We start from the raw sequence: 19,224 nt of genomic DNA, 5'->3' as shown, positions 1-19,224 counted from the left end.
AAAAGAGGTCGGGATGAAACGCGTAACGATACACGATGTGGCCGAAACAGCCGGCGTTAGCCTTGCAACCGTCGACAGGGTGCTGAACGGCCGTCCGGGTGTGCGAAAGACAACCATAGAAAAGGTCCAGAAGGCTGTCGATACGTTAAATTACAAGCCCGATATCTTTGCCGCCGGGCTCGCGAAAAAGCGCCTTTACCGCTTTCATTTCCTGATCCCGAATGGTCCGAATGCGTTCATGGAAGACCTGACCCGTGAAGCAGCCACCCATGCGCAAACCTTGAGCAGCGACCGGATGCATGTCCATGTCGAGCCGATCGACGCTTTCGATGGTCACCGTGTTGCCGGGACGCTTGCCATTCTCGACAGCTCAGTTTGCGATGGGGTCGCGGTGGTGGCCCCGGCCTTTCCGGAAGTGCGTGCTGCGATCGACAGACTTCAGGACCGTGGCGTGCCGGTCGTCACGCTCGTATCGGATCACCCATCTTCGACACGGCAGCATTTTGTCGGCATCGACAATGTGGCCGCCGGCAGGACGGCAGGACGGTTGCTTGGACGTTTCCTGCCCAGGCAGCCGGCAAAGATTGCGCTTGTTGCCGGCTCTCTTGGCCTGCGGGATCATGCGGATCGCTATGCCGGTTGCCGGGCGGTGATTGAGGCGGATTTCCCTCATCTGGAACTCTTGAAGGCCCGCGAAGGGCGCGATGACAATGCGCGCAACCAGGATCTGGTTCAAAGGCTTCTGAACGATCACCCGGATGTGGCCGGTCTTTACAATATTGGCGCAGGCAATCGTGGCGCGATCGCTGCTTTGAAAGCATCAGGACGAGCGGATGATATCGTCTTTGTGGGCCATGAACTGACACCCTATACCAGCCAGGCGCTGCGAAAGAACATTCTCGACGCGGTGATAGCGCAGGATCCCGGGCACGAAATTCGCAGCGCTATTCGGGTTCTGAAGGCACTCAGTGACGGTGCGCCGATCATCGAGGGGCAGGAGCGCATCGGTATCGATGTGTTTTTGAAGGACAATTTGCCGGAAAGCCCTGACGTCACCAAATCCACCTGACCAGTTTGAAAACAACACCTTACATTCGGTGATACCCGGAAAAAAATGAGCGCGAGCATTTTGGAGACTATTGATGAGTAACGCACCTCAAGAAATTCGGAACCCGATCCTGCCGGGGTTCAATCCGGATCCGTCGATTTGCCGGGTGGGAGACGACTATTACATTGCGACGTCGACCTTTGAATGGTTTCCGGGCGTTCAGATCCATCATTCCAGGGACTTGAAGAACTGGCGGCTTGTCACGCGTCCGCTGACCCGGCCAGAGCAACTGGACATGCGCGGCAATCCGGATTCCTGTGGTATCTGGGCGCCTTGCCTGACCTATGCCGATGGTCTTTTCTGGCTGGTCTATACGGATGTGAAACGTAAAGACGGATCCTTCAAAGATGCGCACAATTATATTGTCACCGCTCCCGGCATCGAAGGTCCCTGGTCTGATCCTGCCTACACCAATTCCTCAGGCTTTGATCCGTCGCTCTTTCATGACGAAGACGGACGCAAATGGTTTTTGAACATGCTCTGGGATCATCGCGTGGGTCATAACTCCTTCGCCGGGATCGCCCTGCAGGAGTATGATCCCGTCAAACAGGCATTGATCGGACCCATCCAAAACATTTTCAAAGGCACTCCGCTTGCCCTGACAGAAGGACCCCACCTCTATAAGCGTGACGGTTGGTACTACTTGTTGACTGCGGAAGGGGGAACTGCGTACGACCATGCGGTCACATTGGCCAGATCCCGGCAGATCGAGGGACCTTATGACGTGCACCCCGAACAACATGTCGTCACTGCACGGTTCGATCCGGACAACCCGATCCAGAGGGCCGGGCATGGTGATTTTGTCGAAACCCAGACTGGCGAAACCTATCTGGTGCATTTGATGGGCCGGCCGCGTCTTGGTCAGGATCGTTGTCAGATGGGGCGAGAGACCGCGCTCCAGAAATGCGTCTGGGGCGATGATGGATGGTTGCGGCTGGAAGCCGGTGGTGTTGCTCCACAATCGTGCGTTCCGGGCCCAAACTTGCCGGAGCATGTTTTCCCGGAGGAAGGGCCGCGGCACGAATTCGACGGGCCTGAACTTCCGGATGTTTTTCAATGGCTGCGCACACCTTATCCTGACCGTTTGTTTTCACTCACGGATCGGCCGGGCCACCTGAGGCTCTTTGGTCGTGAATCTGTTGGCAGCTGCTTTGAACAGGCGCTTGTTGCCCGGCGGCAGACTTACTACGACTTCGAGGCCGAAACGCTCGTTGATTTCCAGCCGGAAACGTTTCAGCAAACGGCCGGACTGATCGCCTATTATGGTCAATTGCAGTTCTTCTATCTTGCGGTAACGCATGACGAGACAAAGGGACGAGTGCTGACTATTCTGAGCTCACCCGGTGACGATCCGGAGGGGCATATCAAGGCGCCTTTGAAAGAGGTGGTTTCGTTGCCGGAGAGCGATCCCGTTGCATTGAAGGTAACAGTCGAAAGTATGGCTCTGTGTTTCTGGTATCGAATATCCGGGAGTGACTGGGCACGGATCGGTCCGGCTTTAGATGCAACGTTACTGTCTGACGAAGCGGCTGGCCGCGGTGCGCACGGTAACTTCACCGGAGCCTTTGTCGGAATGCACGCGATGGATACGTCCGGTCAGGCCAAAGCGGCAGACTTTGACTATTTCAGCTATCGAAACCTTGTCTGAAGTAACAGGGAAGCAATGATAATGAGGCGGCTATGACGAAAAGTCGCCTCTAATACTCAAATTTTGAATTGACCTTTGGGACAGTGCACCGCATATCTATGACATGCGCTTGACACAACAAACCAACTATGCGGTTCGTGCGCTCATGTATTGCGCCGTAAACCCGGATAAACCAAGCAAGGTCGCAGATATTGCTGCCAGCTTCGACATGTCCGAAACCCACCTGTTCAAAATCATGAAGGTGCTGGTCGATGCCAATCTGATCAGAACCATTCGCGGACGAAATGGCGGCGTCATGCTTGCCCGTGCGGCCGAACAGATCACGGTTGGCGAGGTGGTGCGCGCCGCGGAAGAAAGCTTCCTGCTGGCGGAGTGCTTTGACAGTGGCCGCAAGGATTGCCCGTTGATCGTGTCCTGCGGTTTCAATGGTCTTTTGCATGAAGCGCTCGAAGCCTTCATGGAAGTGCTTGACGGAAAGTCGATAGCGGACTTGTCGGAAGACCGGTTCGGTATGCGCGACCTGCTGAAGATCGACAGCGCAACAACGCCGATCGCCGCCAACGCCTGATACTTGCAGGCCGGAAAAACGCAGAGGCGCCACCAGTCGATAAGCGCCTTTTTTGCTGCTCTTTTGGAGAAAAGGCCGGGCTGGCTTGCCGCTGAGGGAGAGGAGAGGGCGGTTGGCTGGCCTGGCATTTTTACCCCCGATTGCTCGGAGGTCCTGTCCCAAACGAAATCAGAGGACGCGATTTCCAATTCCGTTTCGATCAGGCATTGCTTTGATAGGAAAACTTGAGTATGAGTGTCAAGTATAAAGTGGAGTTAAAAACTCACCTTTTGTTTTTTGCCGTCGAAATCGCCCGCAATTGCTCTTCAAGGAGACTGAAGCGGGCAGCACATTAAGGGCCAAGGACCGTTTGCGCGCCATGACACTGATCGCTAACAGCCAGAAGCAACGTCTGTCTCTCGCTTCCTCCAGCCGGAACAGGCCGCCAATGCCTGCAAGCTCAAAAAGAGATCACAAGACTGAGTTGGATACCCGGGAGTTATTCGGGAACCTGCGTCAGATCGAGATCCAGCACAACGACGAAACCTACCGACTGTCCATCACCAAACAGGGCAAGCTGATTCTGACGAAATAGCAGGATCTGAGACGACAGAAAATCGGGTCGCCTAGGTCAGGGTTAGGCGACCGAATGTTGATCAGGCTGCAAAAATGGCAACTGGCTTGCCAACGCCGCGCAGCGCATGTTCTCCCATCTCATTCAAATCCGTGCGCAAATCACCCGACAGGGATGCGCGAACGGGTTCGGTAAGAAGAAGCTCTTGGCCAAGGGGTTTGCAAAGTGATTCCACACGGCTGGTTTCATTCACCGCCCGTCCGATCACCGTAAAGTCCAGCCTTTCTTCGCCGCCGACATTGCCAAAGAAAACCTCGCCGCGATGAAGACCGATGCCGATCTTCAACGGGTGCCAGAGTGCCGGATCCGGCAATTCCTCCAGCGGTGTTTCATTCAGAGCATCTATTGCGTTCAGCGCTGCCCTTGAGGCTTTGACTGCTGCATTGGCGGCACCCGTTTCCCCCATTGCCTTCTGATCGAAAACGGCAAGGATGCCGTCCCCCATGAATTTCAAGATATCACCGCCATGGGACAGAACGGCCTCGGAAACGCGGTCGAAATAAGCGTTGAGGATCGCTGTGACTTCCGGCCCGCTGAGCCGGTCGGCAAGCTGTGTGAAACCACGCATGTCCGACATGAAAACAACGGCCTCGATTGCCTCACCGTCGCCACGGCGGATTTCCCCGTCCAGAACACGGCGACCTGCAATCGGACCGAGATACGTGTCAGCGACATTGCGCGCGATCCGCTGAACGATGTGACGTTCGACATGAAGCGCCAGGAGATCGATCAGGCCACGGATTTTTTCCTTTTCATCGGCAGGAAAACCTCCAGACCTGGTTGTAGCGAATGTCATTGCGTTGAAAGTCTGTCCGGTCGCGCTCAAGGGCAGCGCTGCGTAGGTTGTGAAGCCTTGCTCTGCAAGCTCACCCATGAGAGGAGCCGAATTCCGACCTTCTTCCGATTCAAGATCAACCTTGATCGTCTCACCCTGCATGATGACTTTGTAAAGCGGATTGCGGGTGAAGGCCTCTTGCGTGATGGCCTTGGAGTCGGCCGCGATTTCGTCGCAAATCTCGTCTTTGCTGCTCCAGAACCACGAAAAGCCAATGACACGTGGATGAAGGGTTCCGATGTGAAGGGTACAGCGATCAATGCCGAGATCGGCCGTCTTGCAGCGCCACATGAACTCCTCGAACATCAGCATGACATTATCGATCTTGGTGGCATCGTGCAAAAGCCAGTCGTGAACATCGCCAAGTGTCTGTTTCGCCGGAGCGCTGGAAGGGCCACGTTTGGAGCGGTTCAGAAGATGCACATGCGGGGCATAGCTGCGCGGGGCGGGGTCAAGCACTGCCTGGTTCATGCGGGCTCCGATGGTGTCGCTGGGATCAGTTGGGTCAACAGGACATATAGTTCAAACTCACGATCACGAAATAGCTTCGCAAACAAATAATCCCCGGCGCCGGGCGCCAGGGATGGTCAGCATTGCCAATCGGTTGCGGTGTTCAGAACGCAGCTTCCACACCGCCCATTTCCACATAAACGCTTTTGATCTGGCTATAATAGTCGATTGCCGCGTGACCGTTTTCGCGTCCGATACCCGATTTCTTGTAGCCGCCAAACGGCATTTCGATCGGGGTCAGATTGTAGGTGTTGATCCAGCAGGTGCCTGCCTGCAAGAGGTCGATGACCCGGTGGGCGCGCTGAATGTCGCTTGTGAAGACACCGGCGGCCAGGCCGAACTCCGTGTCGTTTGCCCGATTAATGACATCCGTCTCGTCATCAAAATCAAGAACGCTCAGCACCGGACCGAAAATTTCTTCTCGCGCGATGGTCATGTTGTCGCTGACATCCGCAAAGACCGTTGGTTCGACGAAATAGCCATCAGGGAAGCTGTCTACCTGCGCGGCATTCCCGCCGCAGACAAGCCGGGCACCTTCTTCCTGCCCAACCTTGAGGTAGTGCATCACCTTGTCCAGTTGCTGCCGGGAAACCAGTGGCCCGATGGATGTCGCCTCGTCCATAGGATCGCCAAGAACGGCCTCCTTGGTTCGCTCCGCAAGTCGGGCCAGGAATTCTTCTTTGATGTTCTTGTGGACGAAAACCCGGGTGCCGTTCGAGCAGATCTGACCGGTTGAATAGAAATTCGCGTTGATCGCTGCGGAAATGGCGTTCTCGATATCTGCATCGTCAAAAATGATCAGCGGCGACTTGCCGCCAAGTTCCAGGGTCGTTTTCTTGAGGTGTTCACCGGCAAGAGCCGCGACTTTAGCGCCAGTCGGCACAGATCCCGTCAACGATACCTTGGCGATATCCGGATGGGCCACCATCTTTGCACCCACATCCCCGAAGCCCTGCAAGACGTTGAAGACACCGTCGGGCAGACCGGCTTCCGTGAAAGCTTCCGCAAGTTTCAAGGCGCTCAGCGGCGTCACCTCGGAAGGTTTAAAAATCATGGCGTTGCCGCAGACAAGTGCGGGAGCGGCCTTCCAGCAGGCGATCTGGATCGGGTAGTTCCAGGCACCAATGCCGAAGCAGATACCCAGCGGCTCACGCTTGGTATAGGCAAAGGAACCGCCGAGCTCGATATGCTCGCCTGTCAGCGTCGCGGCAAGACCGCCATAATATTCAAGACAGTCGGCACCGGATGCGACATCGGCAACCAGCGTCTCCTGAAGGGGTTTGCCTGTGTCCAGGGTTTCCAGGATCGACAGGTCGCGGTTTCTCTCGCGAAGGATTTCCGCAGTGCGGCGCAAGACGCGGCCACGTTCGGCCGGCGGTGTCGCCGCCCAGACCTTCTGACCTTCTTTTGCAGATTGAATCGCTGCGGCGATGACCGTGTCATCGGCCGATACGATGCGTGCAATGACTTCTCCAGTCGCCGGGTAAAGCGAGTCGAAAGGGGTGCCGGATTGGCTTTCAAGATATGAGCCGCCGACATAGTGCGAGGCTTGGGGTTGGGCGCGCATGAAATGGCTCCTGATCGTTTTGGGTACCGGCGCACCGGTTGGTCGTTTCAGCGTTGGGACGTTTCCCAGTCGGGATGGATCCAGGGTTCCTGATTGGATGCAGGAAGCGGGTCGATGCCCAGGATATGGTCGGAGGCTTTCTCTCCGACCATTATCGAGGGCGCATTCAAGTTGCCATTGGTGATTAGCGGAAAGATGGAGCTGTCTGCAACTCGCAATCCATCCACGCCGATCACACGGCATTCCGGGTCGACAACCGCCATCGGATCGTCCTTTGCCCCCATCCGGCAGGTTCCGCATGGATGATAGGCACTTTCAGCGTGTTCCCGAATGAAATCGTCTAAGGCTTCGTCGCTCTGAACATGATCGCCTGGTTGGATTTCCTTGCCACGGTAGTCCGCGAAGGCTTCCTGACCGAAGAGTTCTCGGGTCAGCCCGATGCAGTTGCGGAAATCTTCCCAGTCTTCCTCGTGAGACATGTAGTTGAAGAAGATCGAGGGTTTCGAGCGCGGGTCGCTGGATGTCAGTGTCACTGCCCCGCGTGACTTTGACCGCATGGGCCCGACATGAGCCTGAAACCCATGGCCTTCGGCGGCGGCTTTTCCGTCATAGCGGACCGCAAATGGCAGGAAGTGATACTGGATGTCGGGATATTTCACCCCGGCCTTTGAGCGAATAAAGGCTGCGGCTTCGAATTGGTTGGACGCGCCGAGGCCCTTCTTGAAAAACAGCCACTGTGCTCCGATCACGGCCTTTGAGATGAGGTTCCAGTGCTTGTAGAGCGTTATCGGCTGAACGCAGGCCTGCTGAATGTAGAGTTCCAGATGGTCCTGAAGGTTTGCGCCAACACCCGGCCGGTCGGCGACGACATTGATCCCAAGCGCACTCAGATCAGCAGCCGCGCCAATGCCGGACTGCATGAGGATCTTGGGCGAATTTATGGAAGAGGCTGCCAGAACGACTTCTCGTTCCGCTCGTGCTGTGCGAATTTCGCCGCCTGTCTCGAATTCCACACCGACGGCTCGGTTGTTTTCGATCAGGACCTTGCGCACAAGCGCACCCTTGATCAGATCCAGATTTCCGCGTTTCAGAGCTGGCTTCAGATAGGCATTCGCAGCGGACCACCGGCGTCCCCGATGGACCGTCATTTCCATATCGGCAAAGCCCTCCTGGCGCTCGCCATTATAATCGCCGGTCACACCGTAGCCGGCTTGTTCGCCGGCATCCTTGAAGGCCTGGAAAAGCGGATTCCATTTTGATCCCCGCTGAACATGAAGGGGGCCGTTGGTCCCGCGCCAATCAGACTGGCCGCCATGGCTTGTTTCCAGTCGCTTGTAGTAGGGCAGAACATGCCGATAGCCCCAGCCGGCCGCCCCCATTTCCTCCCAGGTGTCGAAATCGCAGGCATGACCGCGGACATAGACCATTCCATTGACGGAGGACGAGCCACCGATGACCTTGCCCCGGGGGGTAGCGAGGCGCCGACCGCCCAAATGCGGTTCAGGCTCGCTGGAATAACCCCAGTCGTAAAGCGACATATTCATCGGGTAGGAAAGAGCCGCCGGCATCTGAATAAGCGGACCGGCATCGGTTCCGCCAAATTCCAGTACCAGAACGCGGCTCGTACCGTCTTCCGACAGTCTGGACGCCATGGTGCAACCGGCTGAGCCCGCCCCAACAATGATAAAATCGAACGTGTCCGTCATCTGCGCTCCGCGCGGCTTTTTACGTGTTTGAAGTTCGTGCGGCATGTGCCGCGATTTGCGTTTCGACATAGTCTTCGACCATTGCGATTGCCGCCTGGCGGTCGGTCTTGGTGTCGCTGAGGGCCTGGCGGATCCAGACACCATCGATCATGGAGGCAGTACCTTCAGCAATGCGCCGCGCCTCGTGCCGGGGCATGAAGGCGAGCAGGGCATGGGTCAGGTTCGATGCGAGCCTTGCTGCGTAAATACGCAGCAAACGCCGGTTGCTGTCTGTCGTCCGGGACTGGACATAAAAGGCCAGCCAAGCCGCAATGACCGTCGGTTGGAACTGATCAACGGCGAAATTGCCGGCAATGATTGCAGAGATACGCTGCCGTGGTGTTTCTGCCTTCGCGAGGCCTTCGCTGATCTCGCGGCCGAGCTCCGCAAGAAGATGGCGCATCGTTGCCGCAAGTAATTGATCTTTCGACCCAAAGTAATGGTGTACCAGCCCGCCAGAAACTCCGGCACGTTTGGCGATCTGAGCCATGGTTATGTCACTGTATCCGCGTTCATGAATAGCATCGACAGTTGCGTCAATAAGGCTGCGCCGCCGCTCCGCTTCCATTCCGACTTTGGGCATCATGATCTCCATATCTCAGCGAAATCTATTTTTAATTGACTAATCAATCAATGAAAACTTGCAAATTTTCCCGGTGGATGTTTGGATCGCGTTCATTCAAGCTGTAGTGAGGGGAACGAGACAGCTGAACGCTGGGCAGTACTCAACTCCCACTGCACATACAAAAGCGACTTTCCGAAGGAGGTACTCAAATGAAAATTGCTGCGAAGCTCGCTGGGGCACTTGCACTTGGACTGATGATGTCCGGAACCGCACTGGCGAACGATCCGGAAACTTGCAAGACCGTTCGTTTCTCTGATGTAGGCTGGACCGACATCACAGCAACGACCGCTGCCACATCAGTCGTGCTCGAGGCGCTCGGATATGAGCCGGAAGTGAAAATTCTTTCCGTGCCGGTTACCTACGCTTCCTTGAAGAACAAGGACATCGATATTTTCCTCGGCAATTGGATGCCGACCATGGAAGGCGACATCAAGGCATATCGCGACGACGGCTCCGTTGAGACGGTCCGCGCAAACCTTGAAGGTGCGAAATACACGCTCGCCGTTCCGAAATACACCTACGACAAGGGCCTGAAGAGCTTTGCCGATATTGCCAAGTTCCGTGATGATCTCGACGGAAAAATCTATGGCATCGAGCCAGGTAATGACGGCAACCGTCTCATCATCGGAATGATCGACGAAAATCTCTTCGATCTGAAAGGCTTTGAAGTTGTCGAGTCTTCCGAGCAAGGCATGCTGGCCCAGGTCGCTCGTGCCAGCCGCCGCGAGAACGACATTGTCTTCCTCGGTTGGGAGCCGCATCCGATGAACGCCAGTTTCGAAATGGCGTATCTTGAAGGTGGCGATGACGTCTTTGGCGCTAACTACGGTGGCGCGACGGTCTACACCAACGTGCGCGCGGGCTATACCGGCGAGTGCCCGAATGTAGGCAAACTTCTTGAAAACCTGGAATTCTCGCTGGCCATGGAAAACGAGATCATGGGCGCGATCCTGATTGACGGTGAAGATCCCAACAAGGCAGCCGCTGCATGGCTGAAGGAGCATCCGGCAACCTTCGAGAACTGGCTTGTCGGCGTAAAGACGTTTGACGGCGGAGACAGCTTCGCTGCCGTGAAAGGGGCCCTTGGCCTCTAACCTGAAGTGAAATCAGCGCCGGCGTGGTCCACCCCGCCGGCGTTTTCCTTTTAAGAACAAAAAGAACGGAGAGGCGGGTTGGACTGGCTGACAGACAATAAACTGCCGATCGGCCCTTGGGCACGGTCCGTGGTCGACTGGTTGACTGACAATGCCTATTGGGTATTCGACGGCATCTCGTTATTCCTGGAAACACTGATCGATGGGATCTTGTGGTTGCTGCAGACGCCGCATCCGCTGATCATCGTTGTCGTGGCCGTTGCCATCGGCTACGCGGTTCATCGCACGCTCGCTTTCGCGGTGTTCGTGGCTGTTTCGCTGCTGCTCATCATCAACCAGGGCTATTGGGAAGAAACAACCGAAACACTCGCTCTGGTCATTGCGGCCTCCGTCGTTTGTATGGCGGTCGGCGTGCCGATCGGGGTTCTTGGCGCTCACAATCCGCGGTTTTATGCTGCCATGCGCCCGGTGCTGGATCTCATGCAGACCATCCCGACCTTTGTTTATCTGATCCCCGCGCTGATCCTGTTTGGGCTTGGTATGGTGCCTGGACTGATTGCGACGGTTATCTTTGCCATCCCGGCCCCCATTCGCTTGACCCAGCTTGGTGTGTCGTCCACCCCTACTGCGCTTTTGGAAGCTGGCCAGGCATTCGGGGCAACGAAACGCCAGCTTCTTTGGAAAATTGAATTACCTTACGCGCTGCCACAAATCATGGCCGGCCTGACGCAGACCATCATGCTGTCTTTGTCGATGGTGGTGATCGCCGCGCTTGTCGGCGCTGACGGTCTTGGTGTTCCGACACTCAGAGCACTGAACACCGTCAACATTGCACAGGGCTTTGAAGTCGGTGTCTGCATCGTTCTGATTGCCATCGTGCTTGACCGGTTTTTCCGGGCTCAGGAGGGGGGCAAACGATGAGTTTAGAACAAACGGCTCCAGTCGTTTCCTTCAAGGAAGTCGACATCGTATTCGGAGACAAGCCCTCAAGCGCACTTCCTCTGATTGATGCTGGAAAAACGCGGCAGGAAATCCAGGCGGAAACGGGTCAGATCCTTGGCGTCGCCGGCGCCAGTTTTGACATTCATGAAGGTGAGGTCATCGTTCTCATGGGCCTGTCGGGTTCCGGCAAGTCAACGCTTCTGCGTGCGGTCAATGGATTGAACCCGGTCATTCGAGGTGAAGTTCAGGTTCATGACGGCAAGCAATTCGTGAACCCGGAAACTTGTTCGGAAAACGATCTGCGTGAATTGCGACGGCACCGGATCGCCATGGTGTTCCAGCAGTTCGGCTTGCTGCCATGGCGCTCGGTTGCTGAAAATGTCGGCTTTGGTCTGGAACTTGCCGGGATGCCTGAAAACGAACGACTGGCCAAAGTTGAGGATCAGTTGAAACTGGTGGGCCTGTCCGGTTGGGGTGAGAAATTCGTTCATGAACTTTCCGGAGGCATGCAACAGCGTGTCGGCCTGGCACGGGCATTTGCAACCGACGCGCCGATCCTTCTGATGGATGAGCCGTTCTCGGCCCTGGACCCGCTCATCCGTGACAAGCTGCAGGACGACCTTCTTGATCTTCAGAAGGAACTCAATCGAACCATCATTTTCGTGAGCCATGACCTCGACGAAGCTGCCAAGATTGGTTCGCGTATTGCCATCATGGAAGGCGGGAGGGTCATCCAGCTGGGAACTCCCCAGGAGATCGTAAAGTCACCGGCAACTGAGTACGTTGCCGATTTTGTCAGTCACATGAACCCGCTCAATGTTCTGAGAGCCCGCGACATCATGGTGCCGCCGGGCAGCCTTGCCGGGTCGCTTGCCAGTGCCCTGTCCTGTGAAGATGGCACGCCCATCCGCGAAGTCGCGAAACTGAAAAAGTCGAGCACCGAACCCGTTGTGGTTCAAAAGGACGGTGCGATTGTCGGCGTGATCGGTGAAAACGAGCTGCTGGACTGCATGCTTTAGTGTAACGGCATTCCATCGCGGTGATGGATCTGCAGAAATGACAATCCTAAAACAAAAAACGGGGCCCGTCGGCCCCGTTTTCGCGTTGTTGAGCCAAAGCCGCTGGATAAGAGCGGCAAAGCCTCTAAACTTAGAGAAGCTCGAGCTGAGCAGCCTGCTTGCCGCGGCCGCGACGGTCGTCTTCGGCAACGAAGGAGATTTTTGCGCCTTCAACTGGCGTACCGATACCGGCCTGCTCAAATGCAGTTACGTGAACGAATACGTCCTTGCCGCCATTTTCAGGCGTGATGAAGCCAAAGCCGCGGTCGTGGTTGAAGAATTTGATTGTGCCGTTCTCACGCATGGAGAAACCTTTCCGTTGGTTAAATGCGCCCGTCCGTTTCCGGCAAAGCGCGGATAAACGAGAAGTCAAATAAGAAACGGAAAGCTTTGTAATTCAGAGCGTAGCTTGATGAAGCCGTTGCCGAAGTCGTCAGTCTCACCGGGTCTTTCGTCATGTCCCGTACGACGCAGCTTGCGCCGACGGAGCATAATGTAAGGCGCAGAGCGTCTTCCGACAAGTGAAAGATGCGTAAGATGGTAAAACAAGCGTTTTTTAGCCCTTTTTTTGGAAAGTGACAGCTTGTGACCCCGGTCACAGAGACAAATTGCTGCCGTGGCTATTGTCCTTTCATGAACTGAGGCACGCAGGGGCCTCGGAAAAACGAAGGGACACCGTCATGTTCAAGAAAGTAGCTAACACCACCATCGCGCTGGCTCTTGTTGCCGGTGCAGCCCTCACCACTCAGACGCAATCTGCAAATGCCGCTGAAGGCTGGCAGGTCGGCGTCGGCATCGCGGGCGGCCTTGCAGCCGGTGCGATCCTGGGGTCCGCTCTCTCGCAGCCGCGCTATGTTGCCCCGCCGCCGGCCTACTATCCGGCACCAGCCCCGGTGGTGTCCTACCGCCCGGCGCCTTGGTCCCCGGCCTGGTACAACTATTGCAGCCGCAAGTATCGCTCGTTTAATCCGAATACCGGCTACTTCCTGGCTTATTCAGGTCAGTACACGTTCTGCCGATAATCAAAATACCCGTCATTTGAACGGGCTTGGACAAAGCAACATAAAGCCGGGGCGCAAACCCCAACAATGGGTATCCGGCTACACTCCCTGCAAGGTATTCCTCCCAACCTTGCAGGGAGTTTTCATTTTGTAAGCGATACTGCCGGACTTGACGAAAGCGCTCGCGTCAAGTCGCAGCACGCTTTGCTGCCCGCATGATAGTTTCCAGCTGATTTAGAAACCGCGATTTGTCCGCCTTGGTAAAGGAAGGGCCACCTTCCCGGATTTCGCCGATCTCGCGCAAATGCGTTTTCAAATCCCGCATCGCAAGACGCATACCCATTGCATCCTCGCTGAACGGTTTTCCGGTCGGCCCGATAACCATTGCGCCCGCCTTGACGCACCTGGACGCCAACGGCACGTCTGCGGTCACGACGACGTCGCCGGTTTTTGCGCGTTCCGCAATCCAGTTATCGGCTTCGTCCGGTCCTTCCGGTACGACAACACGCTCGATCAGGTCGCCTTCCGGCAAACGCATCCAGCTGTTGGACACAAACTTGATTGCAACATTGTGCCGCTCGCCAACCCGGACGGCTTCGTTCTTTACCGGACAGGCATCTGCGTCCACATAAAGTACGGTCATGCACGTTCGCCCTCTTCATGATTGCTTAGATGGTTTTGAATGCCGAGTGCGGCTTGCCGGCCTGTGGCAAAGCAGGCTTGCAGCAGATAGCCGCCGGTTGGTGCTTCCCAATCGAGCATTTCGCCGGCCACAAAGACACCCGGCAAATTGCGCAACATCATTCCATCATCGAGGTCTGCGAGTGCAATGCCACCTGCTGATGATATCGCCCGGTCAATATCGTAAGGGGCAGTGCACAGAACCGACAAAGCCTTGATCCGTGCTGCAAGGCCAGCCGGATCTTCCGGAAGGGGGCCTGCCTCGCGCAGGAGCGCCTGCTCGACAGGGCTCAGTTTCAGTGCCTTTTTCAAGAAGGTCGATACGGATTGTTTGCGCCGCGGCCGGGCGAGCTTTTGACTGACCGCGCCTATCGACATGCCAGGGCGTAGATCAATCGTGAGCTCCGCAGAGCCATTTATTTTGATCTTCTCACGCAGTTCCGCGGAAAGAGCATAGACTGCGCCGCCTTCTAGGCCCTTTGCCGAGAGCAGAGCTTCTCCACTGGATTGGCTGTCATCGAGACTGAGGGAAATGCGCTTCAATGGCGAACCCGCGAACCGTCCTTGCAGAACAGCGCTCCAGGAAACGAGAAAACCGCAATTGGAGGGCTGAAATCGATTTATGTTGATCTGGCGTTTTTCAAGCGCCGGAACCCAGGCAGCATCTGAGCCGAGCTTCGGCCAGCTTGCCCCGCCGAGCGCAAGCAAGAGGGCGCGTATGGGAATGGCTTTCGGCTCTTGGCCATCGGTTTTCAAAAGCGCGTCACCTTCTTCGGTCAGTCCGGTGAAGGCATGACGTGTCAGCAGTTTGACGCCGCGCTGGTCAAGCCGGCGGAGCCACGCGCGCAGCAGCGGAGAGGCTTTCATGGATTTCGGAAACACCCTGCCGCTGCTGCCGACAAAGGTCTCTTCTCCCAGTCCATGACACCAGTTCCTGAGGTCGTTGGGCGAAAAAGCACGGATCATGGGTTCCAGGAAGCCACGTGCCTCGCGATACCGATCCAGAAAAATATCAATGTCTTCGCTGTGGGTCAGGTTCAGACCGCCACGCCCGGCCATCAGAAACTTGCGGGCCGGGGAAGGCATCTTGTCGGCAATGGTCACCTCAAGCCCCTCGGCCGACAGTTGCTCAGCAGCGAACAGCCCGGCCGGGCCGGCACCTATGATCAGAACATCGGTCATTGCGCCTTATTAGTTGGACTGACCTTGCTTGACCACCGACATTTTCATGTTCTGCAAAGTCTGGCGTCCTGGGGATGGGCCAGTCTGCTTTCGAGTAGCTTGCAGGCGTGCTCGTATCGCAAGATGATCTTCTCAAGTTTTTGTTATCCGTCTCATGAGACTATCCGGTCCAACGGTTGGATGTTCCGGCCTGAGCTGAAGTCGCAAAGGCATTTGGCATGGAAAAAAACAGGGACCTTATTGTCGTCGCCGACCCGGATCCCAATGTTCAGTCAGGCTTCCAGAAACTGTTTGGCAGCCAGATGGAAGTCGCCTGCTTTTCTGACTCCGATTCAGCTTTGATTTTCTTGAAGCAACAACCCGGTGTTGCCATCGTCTGCTCCTGTTTCAATTTGCCTGGTCGCGGTGGATCGGCGTTTTTGAGGGCTTCGGAAATCATTGCGCCAATGGCGGCAAGGGTGATGTTGACGCGGGAACGGTCAGCAGAAGCTGTCAAACAGGCGCTGAATGAAGGTCATGCTTTCATGTTTCTGGACAAGCCGAGCCAGCCGGCAGACCTGGTTGCAGCTATGGAAACGGCTCTGGCACATCATCGACAGCTGTTCAAAGATCGGGCATTGCTTGAACGAACACTGGCTGGTTCAGTCAAGCTTCTCATTGACATGATGGCCCTTTTTCACCCCGAAGCTTTCCGGCGCACGGGTGTCGTGCGCAAACAAGCTCTCAAGCTCGCCAAGGCATCGGGCATGAAAAAGACCTGGGAGCTTGAAATGGCGGTCATGCTCTCGCCTCTCGGTGAAGCGCTGCTGCCGAAACAAGTCCTTGCCCGCTATCGCGCAGCGCGCAGCCTGACCGAGCAGGAGCGCGATGTGCTCGACAAGTCTCCTGCTCAAACGCAGGAACTTCTGAAAAACGTTCCGCAATTGGAGCGGGTGTCCGACTATCTCTATTTGTCGGCACGCGGGTTTGATGGATCCGGTTTTCCAAAGGATGGGCCGACGGGAACAGACATTCCGCAAATCTCCAGAATACTGAAACTGCTGACAGATCTCTGGTACGCCAGTCCTGAAGCCGGACCGGATGCTGCGGCGTTTGAGGCCATGACGATAAATCGCCGGAAATACGACCCCAAGCTATTGGAGCTGGCCAGGGACGTCTTGATGGACGATGTTCCGGAAGAGCGCAAAAAGCATGTGGCTGAATGTCATATCCGTTCGCTGCGGCCCGGCGATATTCTCGTTGATGACGCTCTGACCGAAAGCAATCATGAACTGGTTCTGTCTCGCGGACATACTTTGACCCCGACGACGATCCGTCGCCTTGAGCATTTCCATCAGACCACTGGTGTCCGCCAGCCAATTCGCGTCGAGCGGCATGAAGTTGCTCATAAGGCGGTGTCTGATCCGGCTTAGTGCGTGTTCTTGTTGTCCAGTAGTTCAGCTTCATATGCCTTGGCGACACGCAAGAAACGGGCATGGGCATAATTCATGGACAGGATCAGTCCCCACCAACCGTATTTGCGGTATCTGCGAACGAAATAAGCCTTGAAAAAGCTGACAGGAAATTCGGTTATCAGGCGGCTTCTGGACAGTCGTCTGCCGCGGCTTCGCATGTCCTCCACCTGCATGGCGGAATAGCGATTGTATTTTTCAACCTGAAAATCGAGCGAGCGGATCGACCGGTGCGCCATGATGCCTGACAGATTGTCGAGCTTGGCACCGGGATCGGGCCGGACGGTGTCGTGAACCGTTGAGTCTGAGAACCGTCCTTTGCGCCGGTCATAGAGCCGTATCTGGTGGTAGCCATAGGCCCAGGGCGCAGGTGCGCTTTCATGCGCGTACATGTCCCGGATCATGATCCGCCAGCCATCGGCGTCATTGAAAGTATGGTCGGCGAATTTCGCCTTGATCTCCGCCGCCAGTTCCGGCGTCACCTCTTCATCGGCATCGAGGTTCAAAATCCAGTCATGTTTGCACTGGTCTTCGCCATAGCGCTTCTGCGGGCCATATCCGAGCCATTCGTGGAAAACCACGCGAGCACCAAGGCTCTCGGCAACTGCAACCGTGTCGTCGCTTGAGCCGCTGTCGACCACGATGACCTCGTGCACCCAGTCGATCACGCTCTCAATCGGTCGGGCAATGCGGTCGGCTTCATTTCTGGCAATGATGAACACGGAAAGGGGAAGTCGGCTGGTCATCGCTGTTCCGGCTTGTTGATCGCCGGAAGACCCCGGCGCGACTATTTAGCCGCGCCGGACGCTGATTTGAAGAAAAGAAATCAGGATTTTACACGTGCAAACAAAGCATCGTGCCCAGCCAGAGTGACCTTGGTGCCTTCAAAAGCGCCGGAAAAACCGGGGGCATTCAGGTTTTCAAGATCGAGGCTTTCAACCTCGACGGTCGCCGGAGCCGATCCCAAGTTGAAGGCGCACAGGATGGTTTCGCCGTTATGCGAACGCGTGAACACCAGGGTTTCGCCCGCGGTGTCGAGAAAGTGCATATCGCCTTTCTTGAGAGGGGCATGGTTCTGCCGCCAGGCATAAAACGCACGATTGCGGTTCAAAATGGAAGCTTCATCCTTATCCTGCTCAAAAGCTGCGAGCTCAAGATGTTCGGGCGCGACTGGTAACCAGGGCTCGGCTTGCGAGAAACCGGCATAACCATTGTCCCTTACCCACGGCATCGGAGTTCGGCAACCGTCGCGGCCCTTATAGTCGGGCCAGAAACGTATGCCGTACGGGTCCTGTAGTTTCTCGAAAGGTACATCGGCCTGCGGCAGGCCCAGTTCCTCACCTTGATACAGGCACGGCGTTCCTCGAAGTGATGCGCATAGGGCGGTTTCGAAAGGAGCAAATCTGGCAACTTCCTGGCCGGCACCCCAACGGGTGCCCACCCGTTGCACATCATGGTTGGACAGCGCCCAGCTGGCCCAGCCAGATCCTATGCCGTCGTTCATTTCTTCAACGATGCGGCGGATATAGGCTGCCGAATGCTGCGGCGTCAGTAGGTCGAAGCTATAGGCCATGTGAATGCGCTTGCCGACTTCCGTATAAGACGCAGTCAGTTCTACTGCTTGGCCGTCCGCACCTATTTCTCCAACTGATGTTGCGCCCGGATACTGGTCGAGCAATGCTCGCAGTCTTTCCAGGAATATTAGGTTTTCAGGTCTGGTCTTGTCGTAAATGTGATCCTGGTAGCCATAAGGGTTGGACGGATCCACGGTGGATGGAAGCTCGTGAGCGCTGAGCGGCGGATTGTCTCTCAGTTCTTTGTCATGCACATAGAAATTCACTGTGTCGAGACGGAAACCGTCGACACCTCTGTCGAGCCAGAACCTGGCAACATCCAGGACGGCATCCTGAACGTCCATATTGTGAAAGTTGAGATCCGGCTGGCTGGCGAGGAAATTGTGCATGTAGTACTGGCGCCGGTGGCTGTCCCACTCCCAGGCGGGCCCGCCGAATATCGATAGCCAGTTGTTGGGGACGTTTCCGTCCGGCTTTGCATCAGCCCAGACAAACCAGTCCGCCTTCGGATTGTTCTTAGAAGACCGGCTTTCAACGAACCAGAGGTGTTGGTCGGACGTGTGCGAAATCACAAGGTCGATAATAACTTTCAGACCGCGTTCATGAGCAGCGGCTAGCATCCGGTCAAAATCCGCGAGTGAGCCGAACATCGGATCGACGTCCACATAGTTGGAAACGTCGTAGCCGAAATCCGCCATGGGGGATGTGAAGAACGGAGACAGCCAAATGGCATCCACACCGAGAGAGGCGACATAGTCCATGCGTTCAGTCACGCCGTTCAGGTCGCCGATACCATCCCCATTCGTGTCGTTGAACGAGCGAGGGTAGATCTGATAGATCACAGCTCCGCGCCACCAGTCCTGGTCCTTGATCGCATTGTCAGACATCTCGGCCTCCTGGCCCGTTTCGGCTTCTTCGAACATTGCCGGTCTCCCTTTCGCCGACTGATCATCCGTTTCTGCCCGGTTGGCTTGAAACAGTCTTGGTAAATCTGGACGGTTCACTAGAATTCAAAGCGCTTT

17 protein-coding genes and 1 pseudogene are annotated in these 19,224 nt (G+C 56.0%); 9 read left to right on the top strand and 9 right to left on the bottom strand.

Annotated features, from left to right (window positions below; all coding sequences use genetic code 11):
• Positions 1-13: 13 nt before the first annotated feature.
• From Q0835_RS08685 to Q0835_RS08670, 4 genes are all read left to right on the top strand, one after another.
• Positions 14-1,069, top strand: coding sequence for a LacI family DNA-binding transcriptional regulator (locus Q0835_RS08685; RefSeq protein WP_298960304.1), 1,056 nt, complete (start codon positions 14-16; stop codon positions 1,067-1,069).
• 73 nt (positions 1,070-1,142) lie between these two features.
• Positions 1,143-2,756, top strand: a complete 1,614-nt coding sequence (locus tag Q0835_RS08680) for a glycoside hydrolase family 43 protein (RefSeq protein ID WP_298960302.1) — start codon at positions 1,143-1,145, stop codon at positions 2,754-2,756.
• A 103-nt stretch (positions 2,757-2,859) separates the two neighbouring features.
• Complete coding sequence (locus Q0835_RS08675; RefSeq protein ID WP_298821100.1) at positions 2,860-3,324, top strand: Rrf2 family transcriptional regulator; 465 nt, start codon at positions 2,860-2,862, stop codon at positions 3,322-3,324.
• Between the two features lie 358 nt (positions 3,325-3,682).
• Complete coding sequence (locus Q0835_RS08670) at positions 3,683-3,898, top strand: hemin uptake protein HemP (RefSeq protein ID WP_298821097.1); 216 nt, start codon at positions 3,683-3,685, stop codon at positions 3,896-3,898.
• A 61-nt stretch (positions 3,899-3,959) separates the two neighbouring features.
• On the opposite strand, the gene Q0835_RS08665 is transcribed toward Q0835_RS08670, so the two are convergent.
• From Q0835_RS08665 to betI, 4 genes are all read right to left on the bottom strand, one after another.
• A complete protein-coding gene (locus Q0835_RS08665) occupies positions 3,960-5,243 on the bottom strand; it encodes an adenylate/guanylate cyclase domain-containing protein (RefSeq protein ID WP_298960299.1) in 1,284 nt (427 codons plus the stop codon).
• Positions 5,244-5,385: 142 nt separating this feature from the next.
• The gene (gene betB / locus Q0835_RS08660; protein WP_298960295.1) at positions 5,386-6,849 is read right to left on the bottom strand and encodes a betaine-aldehyde dehydrogenase; all 1,464 of its coding nucleotides are present in this window, start codon (positions 6,847-6,849) and stop codon (positions 5,386-5,388) included.
• Between the two features lie 47 nt (positions 6,850-6,896).
• Positions 6,897-8,555, bottom strand: coding sequence for a choline dehydrogenase (gene betA, locus Q0835_RS08655; protein WP_298960290.1), 1,659 nt, complete (start codon positions 8,553-8,555; stop codon positions 6,897-6,899).
• A 19-nt stretch (positions 8,556-8,574) separates the two neighbouring features.
• A complete protein-coding gene (gene betI, locus Q0835_RS08650; RefSeq protein ID WP_298960288.1) occupies positions 8,575-9,177 on the bottom strand; it encodes a transcriptional regulator BetI in 603 nt (200 codons plus the stop codon).
• 191 nt (positions 9,178-9,368) lie between these two features.
• Between betI and Q0835_RS08645 the strand changes: the two genes are divergently transcribed.
• From Q0835_RS08645 to choV, 3 genes are all read left to right on the top strand, one after another.
• Positions 9,369-10,313 carry a choline ABC transporter substrate-binding protein gene (locus Q0835_RS08645; RefSeq protein WP_298821085.1) on the top strand — a complete coding sequence of 315 codons (945 nt, stop codon included), beginning with the start codon at positions 9,369-9,371 and terminating at the stop codon, positions 10,311-10,313.
• Between the two features lie 78 nt (positions 10,314-10,391).
• Positions 10,392-11,234 carry a choline ABC transporter permease subunit gene (gene choW, locus Q0835_RS08640; protein WP_298960285.1) on the top strand — a complete coding sequence of 281 codons (843 nt, stop codon included), beginning with the start codon at positions 10,392-10,394 and terminating at the stop codon, positions 11,232-11,234.
• Entirely contained in the window at positions 11,231-12,274 is a 1,044-nt protein-coding gene (choV, locus tag Q0835_RS08635) for a choline ABC transporter ATP-binding protein (RefSeq protein WP_298821081.1), read from the top strand. The genes choW and choV overlap by 4 nt, the downstream gene beginning before the upstream one ends.
• A 130-nt stretch (positions 12,275-12,404) precedes the next feature.
• On the opposite strand, the gene Q0835_RS08630 is transcribed toward choV, so the two are convergent.
• Positions 12,405-12,617 (bottom strand): cold-shock protein, encoded by a 213-nt coding sequence (locus Q0835_RS08630; RefSeq protein ID WP_141188395.1) that lies wholly within the window; start codon positions 12,615-12,617, stop codon positions 12,405-12,407.
• Positions 12,618-13,104: 487 nt separating this feature from the next.
• Here Q0835_RS08630 and Q0835_RS08625 point away from each other — a divergent pair.
• Positions 13,105-13,335 (top strand): annotated as a pseudogene (locus tag Q0835_RS08625) (BA14K family protein); the annotation flags it as partial.
• Positions 13,336-13,501: 166 nt separating this feature from the next.
• On the opposite strand, the gene Q0835_RS08620 reads toward Q0835_RS08625, so the two are convergent.
• Together Q0835_RS08620 and Q0835_RS08615 are read right to left on the bottom strand one after the other, a co-directional pair.
• Positions 13,502-13,957: a YaiI/YqxD family protein gene (locus Q0835_RS08620; protein ID WP_298821076.1), complete on the bottom strand. Its 456-nt coding sequence runs from the start codon at positions 13,955-13,957 to the stop codon at positions 13,502-13,504.
• The gene (locus tag Q0835_RS08615; RefSeq protein ID WP_298960282.1) at positions 13,954-15,177 is read right to left on the bottom strand and encodes a TIGR03862 family flavoprotein; all 1,224 of its coding nucleotides are present in this window, start codon (positions 15,175-15,177) and stop codon (positions 13,954-13,956) included. The genes Q0835_RS08620 and Q0835_RS08615 overlap by 4 nt, the downstream gene beginning before the upstream one ends.
• A 218-nt stretch (positions 15,178-15,395) precedes the next feature.
• On the opposite strand from Q0835_RS08615, the gene Q0835_RS08610 reads away from it, so the two are divergent.
• A complete protein-coding gene (locus Q0835_RS08610; RefSeq protein WP_298821072.1) occupies positions 15,396-16,589 on the top strand; it encodes an HD domain-containing phosphohydrolase in 1,194 nt (397 codons plus the stop codon).
• Here Q0835_RS08610 and Q0835_RS08605 read toward each other — a convergent pair.
• Together Q0835_RS08605 and Q0835_RS08600 are read right to left on the bottom strand one after the other, a co-directional pair.
• Positions 16,586-17,374 carry a glycosyltransferase family 2 protein gene (locus Q0835_RS08605; RefSeq protein ID WP_298821069.1) on the bottom strand — a complete coding sequence of 263 codons (789 nt, stop codon included), beginning with the start codon at positions 17,372-17,374 and terminating at the stop codon, positions 16,586-16,588. The genes Q0835_RS08610 and Q0835_RS08605 overlap by 4 nt on opposite strands.
• 80 nt (positions 17,375-17,454) lie before the next feature.
• Positions 17,455-19,125 (bottom strand): alpha-glucosidase, encoded by a 1,671-nt coding sequence (locus tag Q0835_RS08600; protein WP_298960280.1) that lies wholly within the window; start codon positions 19,123-19,125, stop codon positions 17,455-17,457.
• Between the last annotated feature and the right edge of the window lie 99 nt (positions 19,126-19,224).

The organism is uncultured Roseibium sp. (genome assembly GCF_947499295.1).
In the GTDB taxonomy this organism is placed as follows: Bacteria; Pseudomonadota; Alphaproteobacteria; order Rhizobiales; family Stappiaceae; genus Roseibium.
The sequence above is the reverse complement of the archived record's forward strand: the minus strand, read 5'-3'. Positions and strand labels throughout refer to the sequence as shown.